Below are 24,891 nucleotides of genomic sequence, written 5' to 3'. Positions count from 1 at the left end.
AGTCGCCCCCTGATGTTATTCATTGTTTTGCTTGAGTTGGACATATGAATTGTGTACAACTATACTACTGCTATTATTAAACGTATCTCGAAAGTCACTTATATTAAGCCAGACATTTGACCACCCTCCAGTATTAACTATCCCCATCGACAGGTCGATCAATGTTGATGGGCCTAATATCGATTTCACTAATAATACTGTCGCCTGCTTTGCCCCATGCATCAGTGAACCCACCATCTTTTTGGAAACGATCATGCCAGTCACTAAAATGACCTTCGGGAAGAGTTTCTTTCGGTCTTTGCACTACGAGCTGAGTAACTAAGTTTTTATCAATTGCGTTAATGTGTTTTAGTAGTTCGCCGCGCAATTCGACCAAAGGTTGTTGATCTTTGTTATCTGGCATAAGTAACATCCTCCTAAAATGGATAAGTATTTTGATAGTTTTATTGATTCGTCTTAGGATTAAAGCGCATATTCCGACTATTTTCGTTACACGCAAAAACACCTCCACGATTATGTAGGGATATAATCATGGAGGTGTTTTTGTATTGTGATCCCATTACCTTATTATACCATAAAAAGTATTGCAATGTACGAGGAATACAAGTAAATATCTTATAATCTGAGATACGACATTTCTCCAGATCGGTTGTTTATGGGTATTCCAAAGTTAGTACTACAAACCATTCATTTCCTATAACGGAGCAGAAATAAATCAAGCGATTATTTCGGCCGTTAAAATAAAAAAATCTCCAAAAAACAGTAGAGTTGATTAACCGCAGGGAAGAACATAAGGGAACTGAGGAGAAAATAAGTTGTAGAGAAAATGATAATGATTTTGAATCAGTTGGAGGATATGATGAGCGAATTTTTAAAAGAAGCCTTGATGTGTATTGAATCTAATGACAGTGAATCTTTGAAAAATACAATTATGAAGTACGGTTATCGAGATGGTTCTGTACTACCCATTCAGGTTTTACGCCATGCCTTCGAATGTAAAGAAATTGTTTTAACCATGGATTTAATGGAACGTTTTAAATTTGATCATTTAAACGACGAAGCTCATTGTACTCGGAGGGCCGGAACGAAAGTGGAGGAAGGCGAGTGCCTTACAATGAGAAGTCCTATGGTAGCCTGCTCCGGCAGCCACGACCGGAAGCACCCACGCAGTTAAAGCAAGGCCATCTTATATTACTTTCGGCTCTTAAAACCAAATGATGGAAATGATAAAATGATGGGTAAATCTGGACTGATGGAAAGAGGAAGCAAGCATTGGAATTGTAGCCACATTTCCGAAAAACTGCTTGTTAGGGGTGCCCCCTAATACCCCGAAAAATCTATTTAGGGCTGCGCCCTAATACCCCATAAAAGCAGGTGTAGCGGATGACAAATAAACGATATAGAGATAAAGAAGTTAAGTTCTTTGTTACAGAACGTGAGTTAGAAATAATCAATCAAAAAGCAGAAGTCGTTGAGTTGGATCGGAGCAAGTACCTTCGGCAAATGGCGTTGGAGGGTTATATCATCAAACGAGACTTCTCACAGGTGGAACAATTGGTTTATGAGGTTAACAAAATCGGGAACAACATTAATCAAGTAGCCCGCCGTGCGAACGAATTGGAACATGTAAGCCTAGATGATATGAAGTATTTGAAGAAGCAACTGGACAGCATCTATAACCAGATCGAAAAATTTTACGATGGGGGATGATTCAAATTGCCATACGTAAAACAAATTACCATACGAACCACATTGAACCGGTCCCTAAGATATATCGTCAATGATAAAAAAACAGACGACGGCTGCTTAGTGACAGGTGTGAATTGTGCAACCCATGACAAACTTGCCTATAAGCAGATGATCGAGAATAAGAAAAAGCACAAAAAAGATAAGGGAACGCTTGGCTTTCATTTTATACAGTCCTTCAAGGAAAATGAGATTACTGATCCGTATAAAGCGCATGAAATTGGATTGAAGTGGGCACAGAAATTGTTTGGCGATAAGTATCAATTCATCATCAGTACTCATATGGATAAGGGGCATTATCATAACCACATCATTATTAATTCAGTTTCGCTGGATGGAAAAAAATTTAACGCTTGCAAGCAGAGTCTACAGGACGCAAGGGATTATTCAGATGAAGTTGCAATGGAATACAATTTAAGTACAATTTCTTTTAACAAAAACGCTGTTCCAAAATCGTATAAAGAATGGAATGAAGAAAAACGAGGCACTTCATGGAAAGCGCATATTAAAGAGGATATCGACACGGTTATAAAGTCTTCGAAATCATTTGATGAATTTATGTCTAAAATGAATCAGTTAGGTTACACCATGAAGCAAGGTCAAGTAAAGTACATGACGTTTAAGGCTACAGGTATGGAAAGATCGGTCAGGGGAAAAACACTTGGAGCTGATTACACAGAGGAAAAAATCAAAGAGCGTATTCAACTGAGGGAATTTAATTTCGAAGAATCTAAACGGAAATACAAATATCGATTTGCTCATAAAACGAGCCGGAATCAACTTATGGATGCAGCACGGCAGTATCAATATAGAAGGGGAACGCTTGCCGTCAACTTTATGCTGGCAATTGCTCTTATCCGAACTATGATAAATCGTAATGCTGCTGAATCTAAAAAAAGGAATGTAAAAAGAGATTTTAAAGCAGATATTGAAATCTCCAAATTATCTAATCAACTAAAATTTATTAGTGATCAAAATTTAAAAAGTCGGAATGATCTAAAACAAGCTATGGATAAAGTTGAAGCCCAAGTGAGGGGAATTAAGTCTGTAATAAATGAAGCTACTGAAATAAATCGAAAGATGAAGATCGTCGTTCAGGCCATTGATACGTATAACCAATACAAACCGATTTACGATGAGGTTCAAGCGTCTTCACTCAAAAAAATTTTCTTAAAGAAAAAGCACCATATAGAACTTGAAACATTTGATAAAGCGTCCAAACAATTAAAGAAGCTGGGCATTCAAGAACATGAATTTACTTCCTATGGAGAAAAACAAAAATCGTATGATACGAAGATTGAACAATTAATGGTGCGAATGGAGGAATCAAAAGAACAGCTATCCAAGCTCGCGGAGATTGAAAAGACGTTGAATCAAAGAAATCGAATCCTCCTGCAGAAGGATAATATCAATAAGTGGGCTCAACGAAAAGACGAAAGATAAATGTATGTACAAATTATTGTCCTATTATGTATGTGATTACATATCCCTTGGATGAATTTTCAGACTAATCAGAATAATAAAAGCGGCGGCTGCCTGAAACACGAAAATAAAGCTCTAGAATGCCACTGCTTTTTTTTGCAATCGTTATCCGTTAACTAAATGAATGCTTATCGATTTCAGGAATATAAAGAACTCCAAACGTTCAAAAGAACGATCTGCTTATCTGATGCATCTCTTTAATCAGTATCTCTTGGACATCTCCGCCACTGTCGATTATATGAAGATAGGTTCTCAAAACCGCAAGTGCCATCAAATGGTCTATGCGGTTTTGAGAAATATCTTATTTAAATTCGTTCAAATAATCCACGACAATCAAATGTTTTCTCAGCGACTTCTCGTGAATAAGATTCAATTTACCGTTGTCCATCCTTCCCAACTTCTCGGCAAGCTGCTCATTGTTATGCGTCCAATCTACATACTTCAGGATGTTCAAACAGGACACCCAGTCCCGATTATACGTGCCGTTATCTTGTACAAGATAGCCATGTGCATACAAGGCGATCGCTTCCTGCATCACTCTGCTAGATGAAATAAAGCTCGTGAGTCCTGGCTGCTCTGGCATATGCGGAAGAATTGTGTTCATAAACTGATGCAGAAGCTCCACATGAACCGCCGGATCCTTGCGGATGCGCCTAGCCAGATCATAGGAGGGCTGCATCTTGCCCGTATAAAGCATGGAGGCTGTCGCATACAGCCAGCTATAGCAAGTATAATTTTTATTGAATGACGTTAAGTTATTTCGGCTCTCAATGCCGGCCGTCTTTAGCAGCTCATTGTAATCAGCCACCTGCTGAATAACGGTGTTAAGCGGGTCACTCCCGTCGAAAGCATGCCCGAGCTCCTTGCTAACTAACTGTACTTTGGAGTTGATGTCACCAAATAGCTGTTTTTCTTCCTCCTCGCCAAGCCCGATATAGAGCTGGACGGACAGCTCACTCTCCAATAGATCGAGCCGCCTAGATTCGAGCTGTTCTAGTAGCCCCTCTGTCTGCTCCAGCTCTTCACGAAGCTCATTATTCTCAGGTGATTTCCGGCATTTGACCTTGAGCTTCATCACTTCACGCTCGTACTTCCGGCTTTCTTTCTGCATTTTCTCATTGGTATGTCCAAGCGCCTGAATCCGATGCTGTCCGTCAAGGATGCTGAGCTTCCCTCCATGAAGCAGGACGAGATGGTCTTCCTCTTTAGCGAATGCGCTTACATCTCTCAGGGAGAGCGTGACGGGTCCAAAGAAGATATGATCCAATTCACGCTCCTGCAGGTAATGCGCGATTTTTTTTCGCTGACTTCCGCTTAATTTTCGTTGCACCATCGGATCGATAGCCGTATAGTTCAGCAGATCATGAACTTTGAGCGACACCGTTGCCATTCCGTAACGTTCGCAATAGGGATGAATTGTCATCCGTAACCGCAAGCCATCCATTAGACTACATCCTCCTTATCTACCAGAAGCAAGATATGCTGATCATTATAGAAATCGCAAACATATTGGTAAGCTTTCATAATCCGACTTCTACGAGGCAGCCGATCCTTCTCATCATCTTTGTAAATCGCTTTCCAGTCAATATGGCTAAAGATTTTAGCAGCGTAAGTAAGTGTATAAACGTTGAACTGCAATGTCTTGAACGCTTCCTTATGCAGAAAGAGCGCCAGGGCAATCTGAATATTTTCTGACCAGCATGCTTCGCGACGATCCGGTTCCGGCAATGCGTCTATCAGTATGTCAAAGTACTTCGACGCTTGCACCAGATGCTGCTCCAGCACTTCTTCTGAATAGTGGTATCCATTATTTTTCACATTGGCTTTCATACGCCCTTCGAATAAGGCCACCAGTAATTCGATCAGGAACGAATATGAGAAAAGATGTTCTTCATCTTTGCCCCGTTCGGAATATATATCGGTTGGTATCCTTTTCATAACGTCATATTCTTGCACTAGCCTGGAGGCCATAATATGGTAGAACCGTCGTTGATCGCGTAAAACAGCAAGATTCCCACCGATCTTTCGCGGTAGCTTGTTAATATCGGAAAAGAGCTGGCGTTCTTGTCTGGCGTTGATATCTAGATAGATCATGACGGAGACCGGGAATTCGTAGAGCTTGCGGAGTTTGCTCGTTATCTCTTCCACACGTTCGTATTCTCTACGGTCTTTAGCCCTTGCAAGGTTGCTTTGTAGCGTTTCCATCACTCGACGGAATGCGGCCAGCCGGTGCTGCCCGTCTACGACATAACACTTCTCCATTGGCTGCAGACTGTACGTACCGGTATCTGCAGCATAGTGACCTGCACCGCGGGCTGACAGGATGATGCCAGGAAAATAGATATTTTGACCGTGGTCCAAATACAAGAGAATATAATCGATTAAGCCAGACACATTCTTAGGAATAAGTTGCCTTTGAACCTCTAAATCAATTTCATAAATGGAAAACAGCTTACTCATTGGCACTGTTGCAGACAAGGTGGACTGCCCGAAGGTTCTTGCCGCCTGACTGGGTATTTCCATGAACGAGCTGGTCAATCCAGATGTCAATAAATCAGATAATGAATTAATAGATTCCATATCCTTCCTCCATTCATGATTGGTTATTACAGAGTAATCACAGACCTAATAGTTAACAAAGTTTCCACCACCATTCCTACCCAATAATATTTCTAGATTAACATAAAATGTCCTTTGATTGAGGTCAAAATGATCGCTGTTATCGTATTTTCCTCCTCTCGTTTATAAGACGATTTATATTTTCAATTATTAACATACTCGGGCGATACACTTGAATTCCTTTGACCAGGATGTCCATGGGAGCTTAATGAAACATCGTAAGTCTATGACTTTATTTTCTATGGACTGTTCCGTCGAACATTTGCGGCAAAAAGGGGCGAAGTATGACGAAGAAATATATATATCGACTCATTTTTACAAATTTGGAAGTGTGCTAAAATACTCTTGTTCTGTTGGACATCACGAAGAAGGGATTGAATTAATGATCTATTTAGCGCTCAGTATGATCTTTATCGTTATTGTTGTGTTTTCGATTTCTATTTTTATTGGATGGAAGCTGTTGCATCCTTCATCAAAACCTTTAACTGATAACCCAGATAATTATTCTTTGGAATATAAAAATATCAGCTTTAGAAGCAGAGGGAATAATATTACTCTAAAGGGCTGGTATATACCGTCAATAAAAAAAGAAAAAATGTCATTAATCTTTGGTCATGGATACCTTGCTAATCGAGAAGAACATAGAGCTCAAGCACTCAAATTAGCCAAGGCGCTTGCTTACAACGGATATAGCATTGTCATGTTTGATTTTAGAGGCTGGGGTGAGTCGGAAGGGAAAATGACATCTCTAGGATTACATGAAAAAAATGATATGGAAGGCGCGATTGATTGGCTGAAAGAAAATAAACCAAATTCAAGAGTAGGTCTAGTAGGATTTTCAATGGGAGCTGCTACAGCGTTATTGGTTGCGGCAGAGGAAAAATGCGTTGAGGTGATTGTTGCAGACAGTCCCTTTAGTGATCTGAAAGCATACTTGTCAGAAAACATGTCGTATTTCACTAAGCTTCCCAAGTATCCGTTTACTCCAATCATTTTAATGACCCTTCCAATAATATCGGGCGTGAATCCGAGTCTTGTTAAACCAATAGAAGCTATTAAAAAGGTTTATCCTAGAAAAGTGCTATTCATTCACAGTGATTCGGATAAAACGATCTTTCACAAACATAGTGAACTTTTATCGAGTCATTACCCAGATAAGTTTGTTTTCTGGAAGACTACGGGTGTTTTGCATTTAAGAAGTCATCAAACATATTCATCTGAATATCAGAAAAGAGTATTATCCTTTTTAAATTCTGTTGCTGATGTAAAGTAGAACGACCAGAGTCATGAGGTGTTTTTTATGGTATTGACCTTTATCCTTCTCTATACTTTAGCGGCAGTAGTTTATATCAATAATAAAGAGAAAGATTGGGCAAAGTGGGTTGGTTTATTATGTTTTTCATTTGGAAGTGGTGCATTTGGAAAATCACTTATCGAGACATTTTTTCCATATTTAACTCGATACGATTTAGTGAGTTCTTCTTCTGAATACTTATTTCAAATTGCTTATAGTATAGGTAGCTTTTTGAATCAGGCTATATCACCGTATTCCTTTATTATGTTCACTTTGTCTTATTCAGGATTTTATTCTCCTAAACGACTGAAAATTATTTCTTATATTCTTATAATTCCTTTACTAGTGTTAGTTCAAAATACGACATTTTATCCGAAGGTAGAACATAATTACGTTTTATTAGCTTTTTGGGGCATCTTATGTTCTGTTTTAGGTACTATTTATTTAATTGATAGTACCGCTAAAGAGAAGCAAAGGTCATTAAAAAAAGATCGTACCATCTTAAGCCTACTATTAATTCCACCCGTGCTTGCAAATGCGTTTACTAATTATATCGGTCATGTGATTGGCATAACAAATATGTGGAGGTTAAACGTAATTCCGGTTGTATTGGTTACAATTACATTCGTGGTAGTGATAACGCGGTACGGGGTTTTAGGAATTAGGCTTAAAATTGAAAGACAAGCCTTAGATAACACAATGAAAGCAGTATCTTCAGGGACTGCGATACTAAATCATACAATAAAGAATGAGATTGGAAAAATACTTATCTTATCTGACCGAATAAAGTTTATAGCGACGCAAAACGCACAGGACAAGATTTTAAAAGATAGCGAAACGATTCTTAATTCAACGAACCATATGCTTTCAATGGTGGACCGAATACAGAAGCAGTCCCAGGAAATTATTTTAAAACCGAATTATTATCATTTATGTGAAATTATTAAAGCTTGCATTGAAATGTCGGCATCCTTTTTACAAAGCAACAACATTGAAGTCGTACATGATATTAGTACAGAATCGAAAATTTATTGTGACAACGTACATTTGCAAGAAGTGTTTAGAAACTTAATTAAAAATGCAGTTGAAGCTATGGAGAATGGTGGGATATTACGCATTTCTGCGTACGAAACCCGAAATTATATTGTTGTCGAGATACAGGATAACGGAGTGGGGATCGAACCAGAGGATATAAGTTGTATATTTCATCCGTACTTCACAACCAAGAAAAGCGATTTGAATTTTGGATTAGGCTTGTCTTATTGCATCAATGTTATGCAAAAACATAATGGGAAAATTGATGTTCGGAGCAAAATGCGTGAGGGTACAACTTTCAGCTTGCAGTTCCCCATAAAGCGCAGGGTTATTTCAATAGACGAGATTAACAGCAAGGAGGGTATCTTATGAATAAAATTAATGTGATGTTAGTAGAAGATGATCCAGTATGGACCGATTGTTTATCCTCTTATATTGAACGAGAAGATGATATTTCTGTTGTAAGTAAAACCAGTAAAGAGGAAGCAATACAGTTCTTTCTAAATAATAAAGTAGATGTGGCAATAGTTGATATCATGTTAAGCCCTAATCGTTGTGATGGACTGGAAACAGCGTTCGAACTTAAACAAATGGGAATGTCCAATATTATTATGTTGACTAGCTTGAATGAAAGAGAAATTATACTGGATGCCTTTGATAAAGGAGCCATCAACTATATAACTAAGACCTCCTTCATGGATATTCCACAAGCTGTTCGGGAGGCTTACAACGATAGTGCTGCAGTTCACTCAGACGCATCTTATGTACTAATTTCTGAATTAAAGAAGGAGAGACGGCTAAATAAAATCCTTACGCCTACAGAAAGAGAAGTGTATGATCTAAAAGAAAAAGGGTTGAATAGGGCAGAGATAGCCATGTATCTCTTTAAATCCGTCGAGACCGTGAAGAAGCAGATTAAACGAATACAGAGAAAAATAAGGGATTAGCCTATAATTTGGCTAATCCCTTTCATTTTACCATATTCATTTTTGGATAGGAGGGGGTATATTTTTGGCCCTCCTCTTAAATTGTCGAAGACTGTATTATGTAGATGTCACCTATTATTTATTATCGAATGAAGGAAGTTGTTCAAAAGATTTCTTTCTTCGTCTTTTAATTCATCAAATGCTTTTACAAGTGGGGTAATATTTTTTAGCACCGGTATGATATTTGTCGTAAGAAGTACTTGAATTGTCCTTACTTCACTTTCAGTCATCTGATTTAAAATACTGAGTAATTGCCTTGAAGCTGGATTATCTTCTTTTGAATCAGGTAAGGCATCATCTGGGAGAATCTCATACAGCGTGATTCCCAGCACTTTGCAGATTCTTAGTAGAGTTTCGATATTCGATGTAGATTGGCCATTTTCAAGTTTGCTGATTGTACTTTGGGATGTGCCGGACAAGTCGGCTAGTACAGTCGTTGACATATTAATGGCCTTTCGAAATTTATTTACGTTAGCACCGAGTTCTTTGCTGAATTGATCCATTTTTCCTCACTCACCAAGCGAAATTTTATTTTACCTAAATGATAACAGAAAGGGTGATGGAATTCCCATCTAAACACTGTATATTCTATATAGAATATTTGTAATTGACAAAAATATTCAATATAGAATACTATGTGGTCAAGGAGGTGCAAAACATTAACGCCGTTAGAAAAAAGAGGTTGGAGAAAGGATGGACCCAGCTTGAGTTAGCTGTAAAATCAGGGGTTCCGCAGCCGACTATATCCCAAATCGAAATGGGAAATCGGAAATATCCTACACATGACAACATAAGGAAGATCGCTAGAGCGTTGGAGATCGATATGGCGGAGCTTGATGAGGAGAATGAAATGTAGCGTAATGAATTGTAATTCAAAGGAGGAATGGTAATGTCTGATGTCGGTGGTGACGTTGCAACGATAGCTACCCGATTAGGTTCTGATTTATCGAGAGAAGCTGCTAAAATGACGAATGAAGCAATAAAGCATCTTCTGCTTTTTTTAATCCAAAAAGCAAAAGAACAGTCTGATAAAGCTGGTGAAATGGCTTTAAGCAAGCTAGTTAAATCTAACGATGAGATTAAAATGTTTGATCTGGATCAAAAGCAACTTAAAGCCTTTCAAGAACTTGCGAAAAAATACGAAATTTCTTTTGCGGTAGTCAAAGACCAAAATCAGTTATCTGTTTTTTACAAACAGGGGGAAGAAAGCCGAGTCAAATTAGTTCTGGAAAAATTGGTTGAAAGAGAATTGAAAGATAAGGAAAGCCCTGTTACTACGATGAGTGAAAATGAACAACAGAAAAGCGGATTGATGCTTATTAAAGAGAAACTGTTTGCTCCGAATAACGAGAAAACGGAAACGGCAGAAAGTAAAAATCTTGTTCAGGAAGAAATAAAGCAGCTCACCGAAAAGAAAGACGGAGTTAAACCTTATGAAGTCACCGATCCTAATGGGAAAATCGAAATGACACTCGTCATAGAACGTAACGGCGTATTTGAGCGTCTTGAGAAAAATCAATTAGACGAACGAGTGAAAAAGATTTTGGAAAACTTGAAAGACAATGAAAAGCATCGTTTCGATGTTGGAGATAAAGGTGATCGGATAAGTGTTGAACGACAAGGCCACGTATTCATTTTTAGGGCCGAGGAGGTGGAACACCATAAAAACCATACGCGGGATGAAACTGAGCGTAAAACGCTGGGTGAGAAACTTGGATATACAAAAAATGATGATCCAGCAGTAAGGAGGGGTCAGGGAGATCGGCTATCACTTGCTGAAAGACGTGAGGAAATAAAGCCTTTAATGCAAGCACAGTTACAAGCCCCACCTACAAAAAATAAAAATAGGGAGAGGGGGGGCCGATGAACGACCAAGAAAAACGGAAGAAACAAATTAAAAATTTTGCATTACTATGTTACCTCGTGTATCTCATCATGGCTTACTTCACATTACACCTTCATCAAGTGATTACATCCTCAGAAGAACCATTCAACATACAGACGATTGACATTGAAACATACAGTGAAGCTACTCTAGACAGTATCCAGAACCATATCCTTATCAAGCCGAGTAAAGAAGCATTGCGAATCCTGTTTTTGGAACTGATCGCTGTATCTGTTTATGTGCTTTATAAGGTAACCATACAAAGGAACCTGATGCCAGGAAAGGAGCATGGAACGGCTAGATGGGGAGGAAGTGCTGAGCGAAATCGTATCAGGCACAAGGATAAATTTCAAAACATCATCTTAACGAATACGGAAAGATTGAGCTTAGACACCAAAAAAGCGAGGAAAAACCTTAATATTTTAGCCATTGGCGGTGCGGGTACAGGTAAAAGTCGATTTTTTGTGAAACCAAATATTTTGCAGGCCAATACAAGTTTTGTGATTACGGACCCGAAAGGGGAATTGCTGCGCGACACCGGTCATGCTTTAAAAGAGCAGGGCTACAAGATTAAGGTATTTAACCTAATCAATATGAAATCTAGTTTCAGATACAATCCCTTTGCTTACATCAAGAAGGAAAGTGATATTTTAAAGGTCATCAATAACTTGATAAAAAACACCAACACAGGTAAGAGTGGCGGGGATCCCTTTTGGGAAAAGGCAGAGACAGCACTATTACAGTCGATATTTCTCTATATTTTTTATGAACTTCCAACATTCGAACACCATTTCAAAACGGTATTCACTATGCTTAGACTAGCGGAAGTAAAAGAGGATGATGAAGATTTCAAAAGTGAGTTCGACTTTTTATTTGAGAAATTAAGGGGGGAGAATGACAATCATATTGCTGTTAAACAATACGATATTTATAAAATGGCTTCTGGAAAAACAGCAAAAAGTATTTTAATATCCGCGGGGGTCCGGCTTTCGCCGTTTGGCATCGAGGAAGTTGAAAGGCTGCTCATGGAAGACGATCTCGAGCTACACAAGCTAGGAGTTGAAAAGACGGCATTATTCGTTCTTATTCCTGATAGTGACACAACCTTTAATTTTATTGTAGCGATGATGTATGCGCAGCTATTCGATTCCTTATATTATCAAGCCGATTTTGTTGGTCAAGGCAGCTTAGAATATCACGTTAAGTTTTGGCTGGATGAATTTGCGAACATCGGTCAAATCCCTGATTTCGACAAATTGATTGCCACCATGCGAAGCCGTAACATTTCGGTTTCCGTGATCCTTCAAAACATGACACAACTTAAAGGCTTATATAAGGATAGCTGGGAAACGATTGTCGGGAACTGTGACACGATTTTATTCCTTGGAGGGCAAGAGAGATCTACGCTTGAATGGGTGAATAAAGGGCTTGGAAAACAGACGATCGATACGAAAAATTCAAGCCAGTCGAGGGGGAAGAACAGTTCATCAAGCGTTAGTTACGGCAGCCAGGGCCGGGATCTGATGACGATTGATGAGATCGCCCAAATGCCGGACCAAAACTGCATTCTATTTATCCGGGGGCTAAGACCATTTTATAGTGAGAAATTCAAGCTAGAATCACATCCGAACTATAAACTGCTGTACGAAGCGAGCATAACTCGCTATTTTGATTCTTATATGGCGCTGGAGACTGCATCAGATAAACGAATAATAGAAAAAACATCAAAACCGAAAACAGATCCGTCATTGGAGCCATACCATATGCGTGTTCCTGATCAAAGCCTGGAAGAAAGAAAAGAGGAAATCAGGTTAGTTGACGTTGACGAAATTAATGCTATGGAAAAACGGATGGAAGCCTTTCTTTAAAATCAAAATGAAACCAAAGGGAGAAATGTGAAGATGAATAACCTAAAAACCAAGTTTTTCAATTTATTTAATCAGAATTTAGGTATCAAGTCTATTTGTATCGCAGTCGTTCTTATGTTGGTCGCGACTAGCGCTTATGCAGCCGATCCGGTTGGAATGGATAAGCTGGATGGTGTTATCGATGTAATCGCTACGTGGCTCGGACGGATCGGTCTGATTGTTGCCTTCTTCGGAGCCGTTCAACTAGCCCTCGGGTTCAAAAATGACGATGCAGATGGTAAGGTTCGGGGCATGAAAACGTTGGCGTCAGGGTTTCTGGTGTACGGCATTACGATGTCTCTCCCATTGTTCGGACTGTAATAGAGAGCAGAGGGGGCTATGTCAAATAGCCTCCTTTTAAATAGGTAGGTGGTGGAAATTGGCTTCTCCAATTGATGATATTAAGGAAGCATTCGATAGTTTTAGTGCACTTATTGGTGATGTAACTTCGCTTGTAAATGAAGGCCCGTCTTCCTATCCGGGTTTATATTCCGTCATAAAAGAAATCCATTATGCCATTCTTCCCGTAGCGTATAGCCTATTAACGTTATACTTTTTACTCGATTTCCTTCATAAATCGATGAACTTCTCCTTTGTCCGATGGGAAACGGTTGTATCCTGCATGGTGAAGTTGGTCTTTGCTAAGTTTGTCATGGAGCATGTGTTTGATCTCTTAGAAATCATTTTTTATATCTCCTCCTATCTGACGAGCATAGTCGGATCTACAGGTTCAACAGTTGCATTCGATATCGATTATACGGTCCTAGAAGCCGAATATGGTGACATGGGTTGGTTTGAAAAGCAGGTTTACCAATTTAGTATTATGCCCTTTGTATGGGCCTTGTGGGGTGTGAAGATCGTCATTATCCTCGTTGTTTTTGGACGATTATTTGAATTGCTTATTTATACCGCTGTCGCCCCGATACCGATATCAACCTTCATCCATGACTCGATTTCGGGTACAGGAAAAAAATTCATTATGGATTATGCGGCCGTTTGCCTGCAGGGCATTATTATTATTGTCGTTTGCGTCATTTATACCGCGATTGCGACTCATGTTACTTTTGGGTCTTTTACCGGGAGTGGCGGGAACATTGCGATATGGAAAGGCTTGTTATCCGCTTTAGCATTGTTACTTGTCATTATCAAATCAGGTTCATGGGCAAGGAAATTGACAGGCGCATAATTGGAATTATGCGTGTACAAAGGGATGTGGAGATGAATGAGCGAGCTTCTAAAGCGGATTGAAGAAGCGCGGGAAGAATTGCACCAACTTGTGGATCGGTACGGTATATATGCTCCCCAAGTGGTGGAACAGTCGCAGAGGCTAGATGGTTTGCTAGGAATCTTTAATACCATATATAAAAAATCCTCTAATCGACTGCTTAAGCCAGATTCACACATCCGAAAGCCACGTCAATCCGCGGAAGCCGTCAACATAAAAGGATCTGACGACATGATTAATCAGGAGGAAATATGATTGAGATTCGCATTCCAAAGGAAATTCGAACGTATAAAGAAAAACTCTTTTTTGGATTGAATTTACGGCAACTGGTTTGCACTTTAATCGCCATTATCGTAAATGTACCTTTATATTGGTTCGGCAGAACAATTGTCGGACCGGATACAGCCAGTTGGATTGTTATTTTCATTGCGATGCCGCTGTTTATGATCGGGTATTTCAACTATAACGGAATGACTTTTGAGCAATTTATAAAATCGGTTATCCAGCAGGAGCTTATTTATCCGCAAAAAAGAAAGTACATCACTCTAAATATATTTGAGGTCTTATCGAATACCAAAGAAAAGGGGGAGAATGATCGTGCTGTCCTTTCTAAACCCAAAATCCGCAAACCAAAAAGTGCGAATTCCTAAATCGACACAACAGTCGCTTCCATATTCTGAGCCTTTCGAAGATGGTATTTTCATGCATGGGAAGAGTCGATTCTCCAAAACGTTCGCTTTCAAAGATATTAACTATCAAGTAGGTAAGCAAGAGGATCAAGAAGAAGTGTTTGCGAAATACTGCGAGTTCCTTAACTTTTTCGATAATACCGTGGATCTACAGATTACCATCAGCAATAAGAATTTCAACAAAGAAGATTTCGAAGAAAAACTGGTTGTGAAAAGCAGAGAAGATCATCTCGAACCGTTTCGAATGGAATACAACGCTATGCTGAAGAAGAAAATTGTAGGCGGTAAGAATGAAATCAAAAAAGAAAAATTCATTACCATTTCCCTCGAAGCCGGCTCTGTAGAAGATGCCAGAAACACTTTTTTGCGGATGGAAAGCGAAACGCAGAATGTATTTAAACGAATGGGCAGCTCTATTTCTGGACTCGATTTAAACCAAAGGCTGGAGCTTCTTCACGATATTTATCGGATGGGGCAAGAAGGTCATTTCAGGTATGATCTGATCGAGCATAAGCGCAAGGGACTAATAACCAAGGATTTGATTGCGCCAGATGCGTTTACCTTCAAACGTGACCATATGATTATCGGTGATAAGTTTGCGAGGTCGATCTATATCAAAGATTTACCTGCGTTCCTCAATGACAAATTTCTCAGCGATATATCCGATTTTAGTTTCAATTTGATGCTGACGATGAATATCAAATCCGTCGATGCCTACAAGGCGCTCAGAATCGTTAAAAAGCAAATTACCGGAATGGAAGCCAATAAGATCGAATATCAAAAGCGCAGCCTTAAAAATGGCTATCTCGAGGCTTTTATCCCGCATGAACTAAAGCATTCGCTCGATGAAGCAAAGGAGCTGCTGGATGATTTAATAAACAAAAATCAGAAAATGTTCCTTACGAATGTCATCATCATTCACTTTGCGGATGATCTAGACAGCTTGAATAAGGACGGTAAAGAAATTACGGCCATTGCGAATAAGTTTTTATGCCAAGTAGGGACTCTTCATTATCAGCAGGAAGATGCTTTAAATTCGTGTTTACCTTATGGGCTTAATTTAATTAAAGCTTCTCGAACGTTGACGACAGAGAGCACATCCATATTCATGCCTTTTACCAATCAAGAGCTTTTTCAAGAAGGTGGCATGTACTACGGTCTTAATGCAGTTTCAAGAAACCTGATTATGTTCAATCGGCTGTCCCTAAAAAATCCGAATGGTTTTATTTTAGGCACACCGGGATCGGGTAAATCCTTCGCAGCGAAGCGTGAAATGATCAATGTTTTGCTAAGCACCGATGATGACGTCATTATTATTGACCCCGAGATGGAATACACCAGGCTTGTAAGTAATTTCGGCGGCGAGGTCATTCATATTTCAGCAGGATCTAAGAATTACCTTAATCCGCTTGATATGACGATGGACTATGCCGACGATGATGATCCACTGCTGCTTAAGTCTGATTTTATATTGTCCTTATGTGAAGTGCTTGTAGGGGGACGATACGGACTTACACCAAGAGAAAAATCGATTATTGACCGTTGTTTAAAGCTCACATACAAAGCGTATTTACAGACGTTTGACCCTAATGACGTCCCGACTCTTTTAGACTTTTACGAGCAATTGAACGCACAGGATGATGATGAAGCGGTTCAACTAGCCACAGCACTCGAATTATATGTGAAGGGCAATTTGTCTGTCTTCTCTAATAAAACAAACATTAATATTAATAGCCGCTTTGTATGCTTCGATATTAAAGATTTGGGAAAGCAGCTTAAAACGATGGGGATGCTCATAGTGCTGGACCAGGTTTGGAACCGAATTACGGTTAATCGCAACAAAGGGAAGCGAACGTGGATTTACTTGGATGAAATTTACTTGCTCTTTGCTAACGAATATTCGGCAAATTTTCTCTTTGAGCTGTATAAACGTGCGAGGAAATGGGGCGGTGTTCCAACAGGCATTACGCAAAACGTAGAGGATTTGCTTAAATCGGAGCTTGCACGCCGAATGCTTTCCAATTCAGACTTCTTAATGATGCTTAATCAAGCTCCATCAGACCGTAATGAGCTGGCCGATTTGCTGAATATATCCGACACGCAGCTTAGTTATGTTACCAATTCAGACAGCGGCCAAGGCCTGTTATTCGTTGGAAATGGGATCGTTCCTTTCAAAGATGAATTCCCGAAAAACACCAAGCTCTACAAGATGATGACGACAAAAGTAGAAGAAGTGACGGAGGCCGAGAAAGAGAGGCCTGCATGAAGATGACGTATGTTAAACCTGGTCTAAAACGTAGTCTGAAAATCAATCGGAATGCTCCTGTGAATCCAACCGGTCATCTAGGAGGGGTTCATGGGATTCACGCTAGATTGAAAGAGAGAATGTCTAATCGTGTAAAACGAGCCCCACGAAAGGCTGCTAAACATCTTATTCGAGCAGCACTTGATCCTTATCATGAAGAGGAAGGAAACGCCGGTGTTCAATCGCTCTTGCAAGTCAAAAATGGTGCAGATCGTGTTAATAAGCGCTTTAAACAAGTTAAAGAAATGGCTTATACGGTAAAAAGATTAAAAGTAAAAGCAACGGCCATCAAAAGTGGTAGTCGCACCCGACCATTGAACGCATTTAGAAAAATAAAGGGTACAGGTTCCGCTCGCTCGACCACTAGCTTCGGTAACGTGTCGAAACTCAAAACATTAGGCAGTAAATTTGTTCCCCAAACTAAATATTCTTCACTCGAGATCAAGACCAGACTTAAAAAAGCCCTTTCCTCTCCTGCTGTTTTTCTGAGAGCAGCAGCTCGACAATTAGCGAAAAAACTACTAGCTGTTGTGGTGACAAATCCTAAGACTTGGCTTATTTCTGCAGTGATCGGTGGTGTATTTTTTCTCCTTATATCGGTCACAAACAGTATGGGTGCATCGACAAGCTCAGCTGGTTCTTTTTTTATGACGGACGAGGATAACGCCAATCAGTACAAAAAAACGGTGGATGAACGAAATGCAGCATTCCAGGAGCAGATAGAGGACTATAAAGAAAGCGGTTATGACGATGTACGGATGGAATACATGAATGAGGACGGGCAACTTCAAGTCAATTGGGTTGAAATCTTTGCACTAGTTGCGGTTAAGTTTGAACAGGAACTAACCTTTTCGGACAGACAAAAGGCTTATATCGACTCCTTATTTGACCAATTTAATCAGATTGAGACGGACACAGAACGATATGACGTAGAAGTTTGCGAAACAACAACAAATCCAGAAACAGGGGAATTAGTAGAAGATTGTGATACAGAAAGTCGAACAAGACTGATTGTGAAGATTTATTCGTATGACATGGAAGATGTATTCGGCAAAATTGGGTTTAATGGAGAGCAGATGGAATGGGCGAGGAGGCTCGTTACTTCAGGGGCTATTCAAGAACAATTCCCTGATCTTGCAGATGGATATACAGGCAGGGGAGGCGAACCCAGCAGCTTAACACCAGAAGAAATGGCAGATCTGATTGAAAATCTTGGCGGGGATATTAACAAAGCAAGAAAAGAAGTGATTGCAACGGCATTAATCTTAGAAGGTAAGGTGGAATATTTCTGGGGAGGTAAAAGTCCTGCTGGATGGAACCGGAATTGGGGGGATCCTGTAAAAGTAACGGCAGCCGGAAATGACACAACAGGGACCCTGCAGCCCTATGGACTGGATTGTAGCGGATTTATTGATTGGGTATTTAAAACAGCTGGTCTAGGCAATGTATTCTCGTCAGGCGGTACCTCTTACCAATGGAGCAAAACCTTCACGATAACGGATGATGAATTGATTCCCGGTGATTTAGTGTTCAAAAACATTCCAGGGCAAGGTGGGGTTAATCATATCGGTATTTTTATTGGTAGAGATCAAAACGGTAACAACTTATACATCCATTGCCAGGGAGGCACGGGAGTGACAATAAACAGTTATAAGGGATTTAAGTATCCCCGAAGGCCTTTATTATTTCAGTAAAGTAGGTGTTTATCCTTGAGTGTTCGTGTTTTTTATAGTTCGGCTCTAATTCTGTTCATTTTTTTCAGTTTTGCAGGAATTTCAGTATTTGCCGAAGAGGCAAATCAAGGATCAATGACATCGCATAAGGAGCCGGTGAGTTCACTTGAATGTATGGTTACCGTCCCAGAAGGGTTTGATAAAACGATCCTTATTAATTTCACTTCAAAAGAGAAACAAAACATTATGGCTAGGCTTGCTAAGCAAAATGGCTATTTATCTTCGCAGGAAGTTGACGTGGGTACTTATGAAGTTGATTTCATTAATATCGTAGGTGAAAATGCTAGTGACTATACCATTAAAGCCCCTGAACAAGTCGTTATAAAAGCAGCTGATGCCGGTACATTTAACATGACGATAACCTTGAAGCCTACGGCGAAAAAGCAAGAGATTAAAACGGAGACTGCAGCCGGAAGCGTTCTTTCTGTTCCAAGAAGCTATAAGGATTCAAATGGATCTGTCATCCCAGAGACAAATGAGGATGATGTTGTAATGAGCCATGCAACAGCCTCAGGAGTCAATCAGGACGTTGTCATGGCTACAGATATTCAAAACCAACCATCCAAAGTGATTTTAAATGAGTCCACGGTTATGAGCATTATTACTTTTTCCATTCTCGTACTGCTAACGCTTTTGTTTTTTATTTATAAGCAGCTCGTCTACAAGCACGATTATTATGATTGTTGACTGATAACAAGGAGGACATTGTAATGGATGATAAGAGACTGTTGAAGCTGCTTGAACGTGAAGAAATCTTAACCAACAAAAAAGTAAAGATCGAGGAGGAATTAAAGAAAATAGCCAAACAAATTAAGGAAGCCGAGCATGAACAAAAGGTGAAAAACATAGAGGATACTATTCTTATTCTGAATGACCACGGCATTCATATTAAAGACGTTATAAAGGAAATTCAGAAAGGCAACTTTGATCATTTAAAGAAGCTTCCTATTCATGATGGAGTAAAACTAGGGGACACCGTTGAAGCAATAGAGTCGGTTTTGTAGAAAAAGAAGGCGGGACGTAGTTTTAATATGGGAGAGTGAATAGGGTTGAAGAATAACAAAGTGATGCTTGGTATTACTTCGGTAGTCATGATGATTCTTGTCGTTGTTTTGATAAGTGGTTGTGGTTCAAATAACAAAGAAACAGTAATTGAGAACGTATCAAAGGCATTGGAAACGAAGGATCCTAAACTTCTGCTTTCTACGATGCCGAAGGATATACAAGCCTATCCTTTTGCAGAGGATGCCGCTACGGAATTTATTAAAGAGTATGCTGAAATAAAAGATTTGACGATTCAAGTCTTGGATGAAGAGAATGAGGATGTACCCAACAGTATGAAAGAAATGCGACTAAGCGGTGAGATTCCCTATAAAATTACGAAACCAGATAAGGCCAGTGATTATGTACTGCTACCCAATGAAACCTTAATTACGCTTAAAGATGTTGATCCGGATGTGAAAATAAAAGTGAACGACAAAGACGTTACGATGAAAGAATTTAGAAATCCATTCTTGCCAGGAAGCTATGTGATTGAAGCAACCAAAGCATATCAATGGACTTCGATAACGGATAAAGTAACGGTTTCAACAGGGGATAAAGCCCAAGTTGAGGTCAGTTTCAAATTAGACGGTCATCGAATGGATCTATCGAAGGAATTAAAGGGTGCTGAAATTCTTTTTAAAGGCGAGAAAACGGGAGTCAAAATTGGTGATCCTGAATCAGCACAATTCGGGCCAATCGATGAAAAAGATGAAAAGGAAATTCAGTTATTAGGGATGTTTCCTTGGGGAGAAACCAAGAGTTCGAATTATGATCCGACCTACTTTACCATTGGCAGCGGTTCTCATTTTGTATTTAAGCCAGACGAAATCGCAGCGAATGAACTATACGCGCAGTTTGCTAAAGAATACACCGAAGCCAGCGTGAAGCTAAGTGTTGAACCATTTACTATAACAACCGAGAAGTTTAATCTAGCGCAAGCGAATCAATATAAGCCATCACTCTTCGGGCATGAACAATATCAATTGCTTAAAACGTATTTTAATAAGGAAACTGCTAAAATCACAATTGATAAAGACGGGAATCCAATTATGCAAGTAGAGGGTATTATTTTGTTTAAGCATCTGAAGGGAGCTTACATTAGGGAGAAGGATGTTGCTCATGAGATTTCCATTAAAGCACTTTATGATGACATTCAAAAGAAGTGGAAAGTTAATGAAGTTCAAGATTCTTCCTATGGTACGCTTCCTAATCAAAATGAAGAAGGTAAATATATCATAACTTCCGCGCAATAGTGTTTTACCTATAGAGTTGATGATTGAGATCCTTCGGACTTACAATGTCGATACCTACACGGAGGTAAAAAGAAGATCTGTTTACAAACATTCAAAGCGGTGCAATAGTTCAAAAAGAGCGGACAGCTGGGATTATTACTGCTGTCCGCTCTAATTCAAACTGATTATTGTGCTACTCGATTGATGCTGTCCAGAATCTTGGTGTGGTTGTTTTACTCATGTAGGATGTTTATTCGTGACTATTGATGCATCGCAAGCAGGAAAGTTAACAAAATGTCTGCGGATGGATTTACGATTTACTTAGCAAAATTTGGTCTTTAAACAACTTTCCCCCGGATGCTATAATACTGAATTAGATATTTACCTATATTTCCTACCCTACATCACGAGGAGACACGTAGAACGAAAATGAAAATGAAAATGAAACAGCTGCTTTCCGTTTTTTTAGTCATCTCGCTTTTTATACAATTGCAACCGCTTGTTCATGCAGATGAGGACATTGATTTTAACGAGATGTTTGCAGGCGCGATCGTTTTGTCGATTGGCAGCACGAATGCGATAAGCGATAATACTGACCTGATGATCGACGAGAATAACTTCAGAATTACGCCTTTTATAAAAAATCAAACTACGCTGGTTCCGCTTCGGTTTATTAGCGAGAACATGGGGGCAAGGGTAGCCTGGGAAGCGAAATCATCCACAGCTACGATCACCAAAGGAAGCAAAAAAATACAGATTACGTTAGGCAGCAGCAAGCTCAAAATAAACGGCCTTTCTTATCCGCTGGCTGCCCCTGCACAATATAAAGAGGGAAGAGTCTTCGTGCCGCTGCGCGTTATAAGCGAGGCCTTCGGGAAAAAGGTATTTTATGAGCGCGGTATTATCGTCATCAGCGACCTGGTTATGCCGCAGCTTGGTCAAAATACGGAGCTTATTGATTATTTGCGATTCGTTCTCGCTCCTTTTGATAAAGACCCTTATACAGGCCGGACGTTATCCGTTGAACAGATCGCAAAGCTGGAACAAAGCGTTGTTCTTCTCGAATCCTTCGATCGTGAAGGTGCTTCCCTTGGCTTCGGTACCGCATTTGCGGTCGGGTACGGATTATTTTTGACGAATTACCACGTCATAGCCGATTCTAGCAGCTATTTGATCCAGACTGGCCAAGACCGTTTTTACGACGTGGATGGCGTCGTCGCTTATAATGAAGAAGCAGATTTGGCGATCGTCAAAACAAGCATACGAACGAACATCCCGCCGCTGCGGATCGGTTCTTCGTTAAAGCTTGCCAAAGGTCAAGAAATCGTTACAATCGGAAACCCGGAAGGGCTGCAAAATACCGTCTCGACAGGCATCGTCAGCGGAATAAGAACAATGGGCGCGGAACGTCTCATTCAAATAACGGCACCGATTACAAACGGAAGCTCCGGTGGTCCGTTATTTAATAGGATAGGCGAGGTCATCGGCATTAATGCGATGGGAGCAGAGCAGGGGAGTTTGAATTTCTCCGTCCCGATTGAGTACGCCGGCTCATGGATTTCGGTTTATTCGAAAAAAAGCTTCGCTAACATCCAAGTTTTGAATCAGGACCAATTCAGGGAGCAGGAGCCAACTGAGCCGGAGCAGCAGCCGGATGAAGTGACTGAGCCTCCTACGCCAACCGAACCAACCGAAGAGCCGTCTACGATACCAGTAACGCCGGAAGAGAATGTTCACTCGTTGCCTTTTATCGTAAGGGAAGCGGTTGTTGATCCAGCTAAACCGATCGTATATACGGTTAACGAAAGCGAATCGAGAATCGTTGCTTATAATTTCAGTGAGAATAAGAGCACAGCGGTCTCGGAAATATTCAACAGACCGCCTAAGAAGCTGTATTATGCGAATGGGGAGCTTTACGCCATTATAGCCAATGCGGATTACAGCCCTTACCGATTTGACGATATGCAGGGCGGTAAAGTCGTTGTATTTGATCCTACTACATTGCAGGTAAAGGATCAGTGGAATGTGCGCATAGATCCGTACGATATGGCCGTTGATCGGAAAGGTCATGTATATATTGCATCCGGATCAGGACAATGGACGAATATCATCAGCTATGACCGCCAGACGAAAGCGGAGCTGTCGGCAGCGACCATTAGAAACGCAAGCACGATCGCGCTTCACCCCGCCGAGGATCGGATCTATGCGGTCAATTCGGATTCGAGTCCGCGCGATATGGAAATGTTTTCGCTGAATGAAGGGAAAATTACAGCTGGCTATGACTCCCCTTATCATGGGGAATATGAGCTGTCTACGATGATCGGCTTAACGCCGGACGGCCAGTACTTATTAAATGGTTACGGCGGCGTATTTACAGCAACGAACAATAGAGAAAGCAATATGCAGCATGCCGGCGGAATTAACTCGTTTGATGTAATGACTAGCGATCCTGTCCGCAAGGATTTGTTTTTTACAGGCAAGGGTCAAACCATCAGCCAATATGATACGGCGACCCTTAAAGTGACGCAAAATTTTAGAACAAAGGGTACGTTAATCGAGCTACTGCAGACAGGGAACAAATTGGTTGCCATTACGAAGATTAGCAGCGTTGGAACACCTATGTCGCAATATGCGGTTGAAGAGATCTTATAAGAGCGAAGGAACGAGCAGAAGGGAGTGATCTGCTCGTTTTCTTTTGCCTACATTTGGTCTCAGGAAGATAAGGCAAAGCAACTTTTTTTCTTTTCTTTTTATCGATATATGTTCTTGACTTCCGACACCTCTTGGGAGCATATGATGTTCCGCTGTTGCATGAGGTCTTATAGTGTTGATGTGCTCTCCGAATTGAGTTTTGGAGGCAAGGGTTACAATTAACAAAGCGAGCAAGAGGCGAAGGAAACGGTTCTATATTAAGTCTTGTGTTTAGTGTTAAACAATCGAAATTCCATCGCGTAAGGTTGGCTGCATAACAGTAGGTTTCGGTTGGATTCATTTTTTTTGCGTGACACGGGGATCAAACCACAGTCTTTTTTTCCTTAGAGCCTTTGCCGTATTAGTGGCGAGGGCACTTTTTTCGTTTATGTTGCTTATTTTTTGCTTTATAGTTCGATACTACTTTTCTATGTTGTATCAATGGGATAGATTCTTTTTGGTTTTTGTCCTAGAAACCATCAGCCATATATGAAACGGGATCATCGTTCCTAATAGAATCTGGCTATTTCAGAGAAGTAAAACCTTTGCACGCCTGAATCGAAGAAGCGGAAGGTTTATCAAGCAAGAAACTGCTCACAAACCTTAAAACCATCCGCTCATTGCCGCTCGGGCTAGACAGGCAGGCGGTGTCTGAGTAAGGAGTTAGGGCCAAAAAGATAAGCAGGAAAGGAGGTGAAAACGAGTGGTTGAGCTTCTAAGCAAATTGAAGAAGCGCGTCATGATATGTCGAAAATAATAAATTAATTTAAAAAAAGACTTGCAATACTAGAAAGATACGTGGTATATTCTTATTCCGGCCAAAAAACACACCGGGACGAAAGAAAAGAAGATTGCTCTTTGAAAACTGAACAACGAGTAATAACTGCCTCGCAAATCCTTCGGGATGAGCGAAAAAGCGATAAAAAAGTAATGAGCAAGTCAAACACCAATTTGGAGAGTTTGATCCTGGCTCAGGACGAACGCTGGCGGCGTGCCTAATACATGCAAGTCGAGCGGA

General features: G+C 40.2%; 23 protein-coding genes and 1 rRNA gene. 20 read left to right on the top strand and 4 right to left on the bottom strand.

Annotated features, from left to right (window positions below):
- Positions 1-133: 133 nt before the first annotated feature.
- On the bottom strand, positions 134-403 hold the full coding sequence (locus AC0YNZ_RS29740; protein WP_475829998.1) for a hypothetical protein: 270 nt from the start codon (positions 401-403) through the stop codon (positions 134-136).
- 429 nt (positions 404-832) lie between these two features.
- Between AC0YNZ_RS29740 and AC0YNZ_RS29735 the strand changes: the two genes are divergently transcribed.
- The 3 genes from AC0YNZ_RS29735 to AC0YNZ_RS29725 all read left to right on the top strand — a co-directional run bounded on the left by AC0YNZ_RS29735 (position 833) and on the right by AC0YNZ_RS29725 (position 3,189).
- Positions 833-1,174 (top strand): hypothetical protein, encoded by a 342-nt coding sequence (locus AC0YNZ_RS29735; protein WP_475829997.1) that lies wholly within the window; start codon positions 833-835, stop codon positions 1,172-1,174.
- Positions 1,175-1,383: 209 nt separating this feature from the next.
- A complete protein-coding gene (locus AC0YNZ_RS29730; RefSeq protein WP_475829996.1) occupies positions 1,384-1,710 on the top strand; it encodes a plasmid mobilization protein in 327 nt (108 codons plus the stop codon).
- Positions 1,711-1,716: 6 nt separating this feature from the next.
- Positions 1,717-3,189 carry a relaxase/mobilization nuclease domain-containing protein gene (locus tag AC0YNZ_RS29725; protein ID WP_475829995.1) on the top strand — a complete coding sequence of 491 codons (1,473 nt, stop codon included), beginning with the start codon at positions 1,717-1,719 and terminating at the stop codon, positions 3,187-3,189.
- Between the two features lie 340 nt (positions 3,190-3,529).
- Here AC0YNZ_RS29725 and AC0YNZ_RS29720 read toward each other — a convergent pair whose 3' ends face one another.
- A complete protein-coding gene (locus AC0YNZ_RS29720; RefSeq protein ID WP_475829994.1) occupies positions 3,530-4,672 on the bottom strand; it encodes a DNA sulfur modification protein DndB in 1,143 nt (380 codons plus the stop codon).
- Positions 4,672-5,808, bottom strand: a complete 1,137-nt coding sequence (locus AC0YNZ_RS29715) for a DNA sulfur modification protein DndB (protein ID WP_475829993.1) — start codon at positions 5,806-5,808, stop codon at positions 4,672-4,674. Before AC0YNZ_RS29715 ends, AC0YNZ_RS29720 begins: the two co-directional genes overlap by 1 nt.
- 247 nt (positions 5,809-6,055) lie before the next feature.
- Here AC0YNZ_RS29715 and AC0YNZ_RS29710 point away from each other — a divergent pair, with 247 nt between their 5' ends.
- From AC0YNZ_RS29710 to AC0YNZ_RS29700, 3 genes are read left to right on the top strand one after another with little or no spacing between them, the layout of a single operon-like run.
- Entirely contained in the window at positions 6,056-7,120 is a 1,065-nt protein-coding gene (locus AC0YNZ_RS29710; protein WP_475829992.1) for an alpha/beta hydrolase, read from the top strand.
- Positions 7,121-7,147: 27 nt separating this feature from the next.
- Entirely contained in the window at positions 7,148-8,548 is a 1,401-nt protein-coding gene (locus AC0YNZ_RS29705) for a sensor histidine kinase (protein ID WP_475829991.1), read from the top strand.
- Positions 8,545-9,123: a response regulator gene (locus AC0YNZ_RS29700; protein ID WP_475829990.1), complete on the top strand. Its 579-nt coding sequence runs from the start codon at positions 8,545-8,547 to the stop codon at positions 9,121-9,123. The genes AC0YNZ_RS29705 and AC0YNZ_RS29700 overlap by 4 nt, the downstream gene beginning before the upstream one ends.
- Positions 9,124-9,230: 107 nt before the next feature.
- Here the strand turns inward: AC0YNZ_RS29700 and AC0YNZ_RS29695 are convergent, their stop codons facing one another.
- Complete coding sequence (locus AC0YNZ_RS29695; protein ID WP_475829989.1) at positions 9,231-9,665, bottom strand: helix-turn-helix domain-containing protein; 435 nt, start codon at positions 9,663-9,665, stop codon at positions 9,231-9,233.
- Between the two features lie 104 nt (positions 9,666-9,769).
- Between AC0YNZ_RS29695 and AC0YNZ_RS29690 the strand changes: the two genes are divergently transcribed.
- The 14 genes from AC0YNZ_RS29690 to AC0YNZ_RS29625 all read left to right on the top strand — a co-directional run.
- On the top strand, positions 9,770-10,018 hold the full coding sequence (locus AC0YNZ_RS29690) for a helix-turn-helix domain-containing protein (RefSeq protein ID WP_475829988.1): 249 nt from the start codon (positions 9,770-9,772) through the stop codon (positions 10,016-10,018).
- 33 nt (positions 10,019-10,051) lie between these two features.
- The gene (locus tag AC0YNZ_RS29685) at positions 10,052-11,029 is read left to right on the top strand and encodes a DUF3801 domain-containing protein (RefSeq protein ID WP_475829987.1); all 978 of its coding nucleotides are present in this window, start codon (positions 10,052-10,054) and stop codon (positions 11,027-11,029) included.
- A complete protein-coding gene (locus AC0YNZ_RS29680; RefSeq protein WP_475829986.1) occupies positions 11,026-12,915 on the top strand; it encodes a VirD4-like conjugal transfer protein, CD1115 family in 1,890 nt (629 codons plus the stop codon). The genes AC0YNZ_RS29685 and AC0YNZ_RS29680 overlap by 4 nt, the downstream gene beginning before the upstream one ends.
- Before the next feature lie 33 nt (positions 12,916-12,948).
- On the top strand, positions 12,949-13,275 hold the full coding sequence (locus AC0YNZ_RS29675; RefSeq protein WP_475829985.1) for a hypothetical protein: 327 nt from the start codon (positions 12,949-12,951) through the stop codon (positions 13,273-13,275).
- 58 nt (positions 13,276-13,333) lie between these two features.
- Positions 13,334-14,140, top strand: coding sequence for a VirB6/TrbL-like conjugal transfer protein, CD1112 family (locus AC0YNZ_RS29670; RefSeq protein WP_475829984.1), 807 nt, complete (start codon positions 13,334-13,336; stop codon positions 14,138-14,140).
- Positions 14,141-14,176: 36 nt separating this feature from the next.
- Positions 14,177-14,434, top strand: coding sequence for a Spo0E family sporulation regulatory protein-aspartic acid phosphatase (locus tag AC0YNZ_RS29665; RefSeq protein WP_475829983.1), 258 nt, complete (start codon positions 14,177-14,179; stop codon positions 14,432-14,434).
- Entirely contained in the window at positions 14,431-14,829 is a 399-nt protein-coding gene (locus AC0YNZ_RS29660; protein WP_475829982.1) for a PrgI family protein, read from the top strand. Before AC0YNZ_RS29665 ends, AC0YNZ_RS29660 begins: the two co-directional genes overlap by 4 nt.
- Positions 14,771-17,134 (top strand): VirB4-like conjugal transfer ATPase, CD1110 family, encoded by a 2,364-nt coding sequence (locus AC0YNZ_RS29655; RefSeq protein ID WP_475829981.1) that lies wholly within the window; start codon positions 14,771-14,773, stop codon positions 17,132-17,134. The genes AC0YNZ_RS29660 and AC0YNZ_RS29655 overlap by 59 nt, the downstream gene beginning before the upstream one ends.
- Positions 17,131-18,867 (top strand): C40 family peptidase, encoded by a 1,737-nt coding sequence (locus AC0YNZ_RS29650; RefSeq protein ID WP_475829980.1) that lies wholly within the window; start codon positions 17,131-17,133, stop codon positions 18,865-18,867. Before AC0YNZ_RS29655 ends, AC0YNZ_RS29650 begins: the two co-directional genes overlap by 4 nt.
- A 15-nt stretch (positions 18,868-18,882) precedes the next feature.
- Positions 18,883-19,593, top strand: a complete 711-nt coding sequence (locus AC0YNZ_RS29645) for a hypothetical protein (RefSeq protein ID WP_475829979.1) — start codon at positions 18,883-18,885, stop codon at positions 19,591-19,593.
- A 23-nt stretch (positions 19,594-19,616) separates the two neighbouring features.
- A complete protein-coding gene (locus tag AC0YNZ_RS29640; protein ID WP_475829978.1) occupies positions 19,617-19,910 on the top strand; it encodes a hypothetical protein in 294 nt (97 codons plus the stop codon).
- Positions 19,911-19,955: 45 nt separating this feature from the next.
- Positions 19,956-21,203 (top strand): TcaA 3rd/4th domain-containing protein, encoded by a 1,248-nt coding sequence (locus AC0YNZ_RS29635; protein ID WP_475829977.1) that lies wholly within the window; start codon positions 19,956-19,958, stop codon positions 21,201-21,203.
- A gap of 408 nt (positions 21,204-21,611) precedes the next feature.
- Positions 21,612-23,834, top strand: a complete 2,223-nt coding sequence (locus tag AC0YNZ_RS29630) for a stalk domain-containing protein (protein WP_475829976.1) — start codon at positions 21,612-21,614, stop codon at positions 23,832-23,834.
- 987 nt (positions 23,835-24,821) lie between these two features.
- Positions 24,822-24,891, top strand: a 16S ribosomal RNA gene (locus AC0YNZ_RS29625); the annotation flags it as partial.

It is taken from the genome of Paenibacillus sp. J2L1-98 (genome assembly GCF_056269405.1).
Note: the sequence above shows the minus strand (reverse complement) of the source record. Positions and strands in the feature narration are given on the sequence as shown.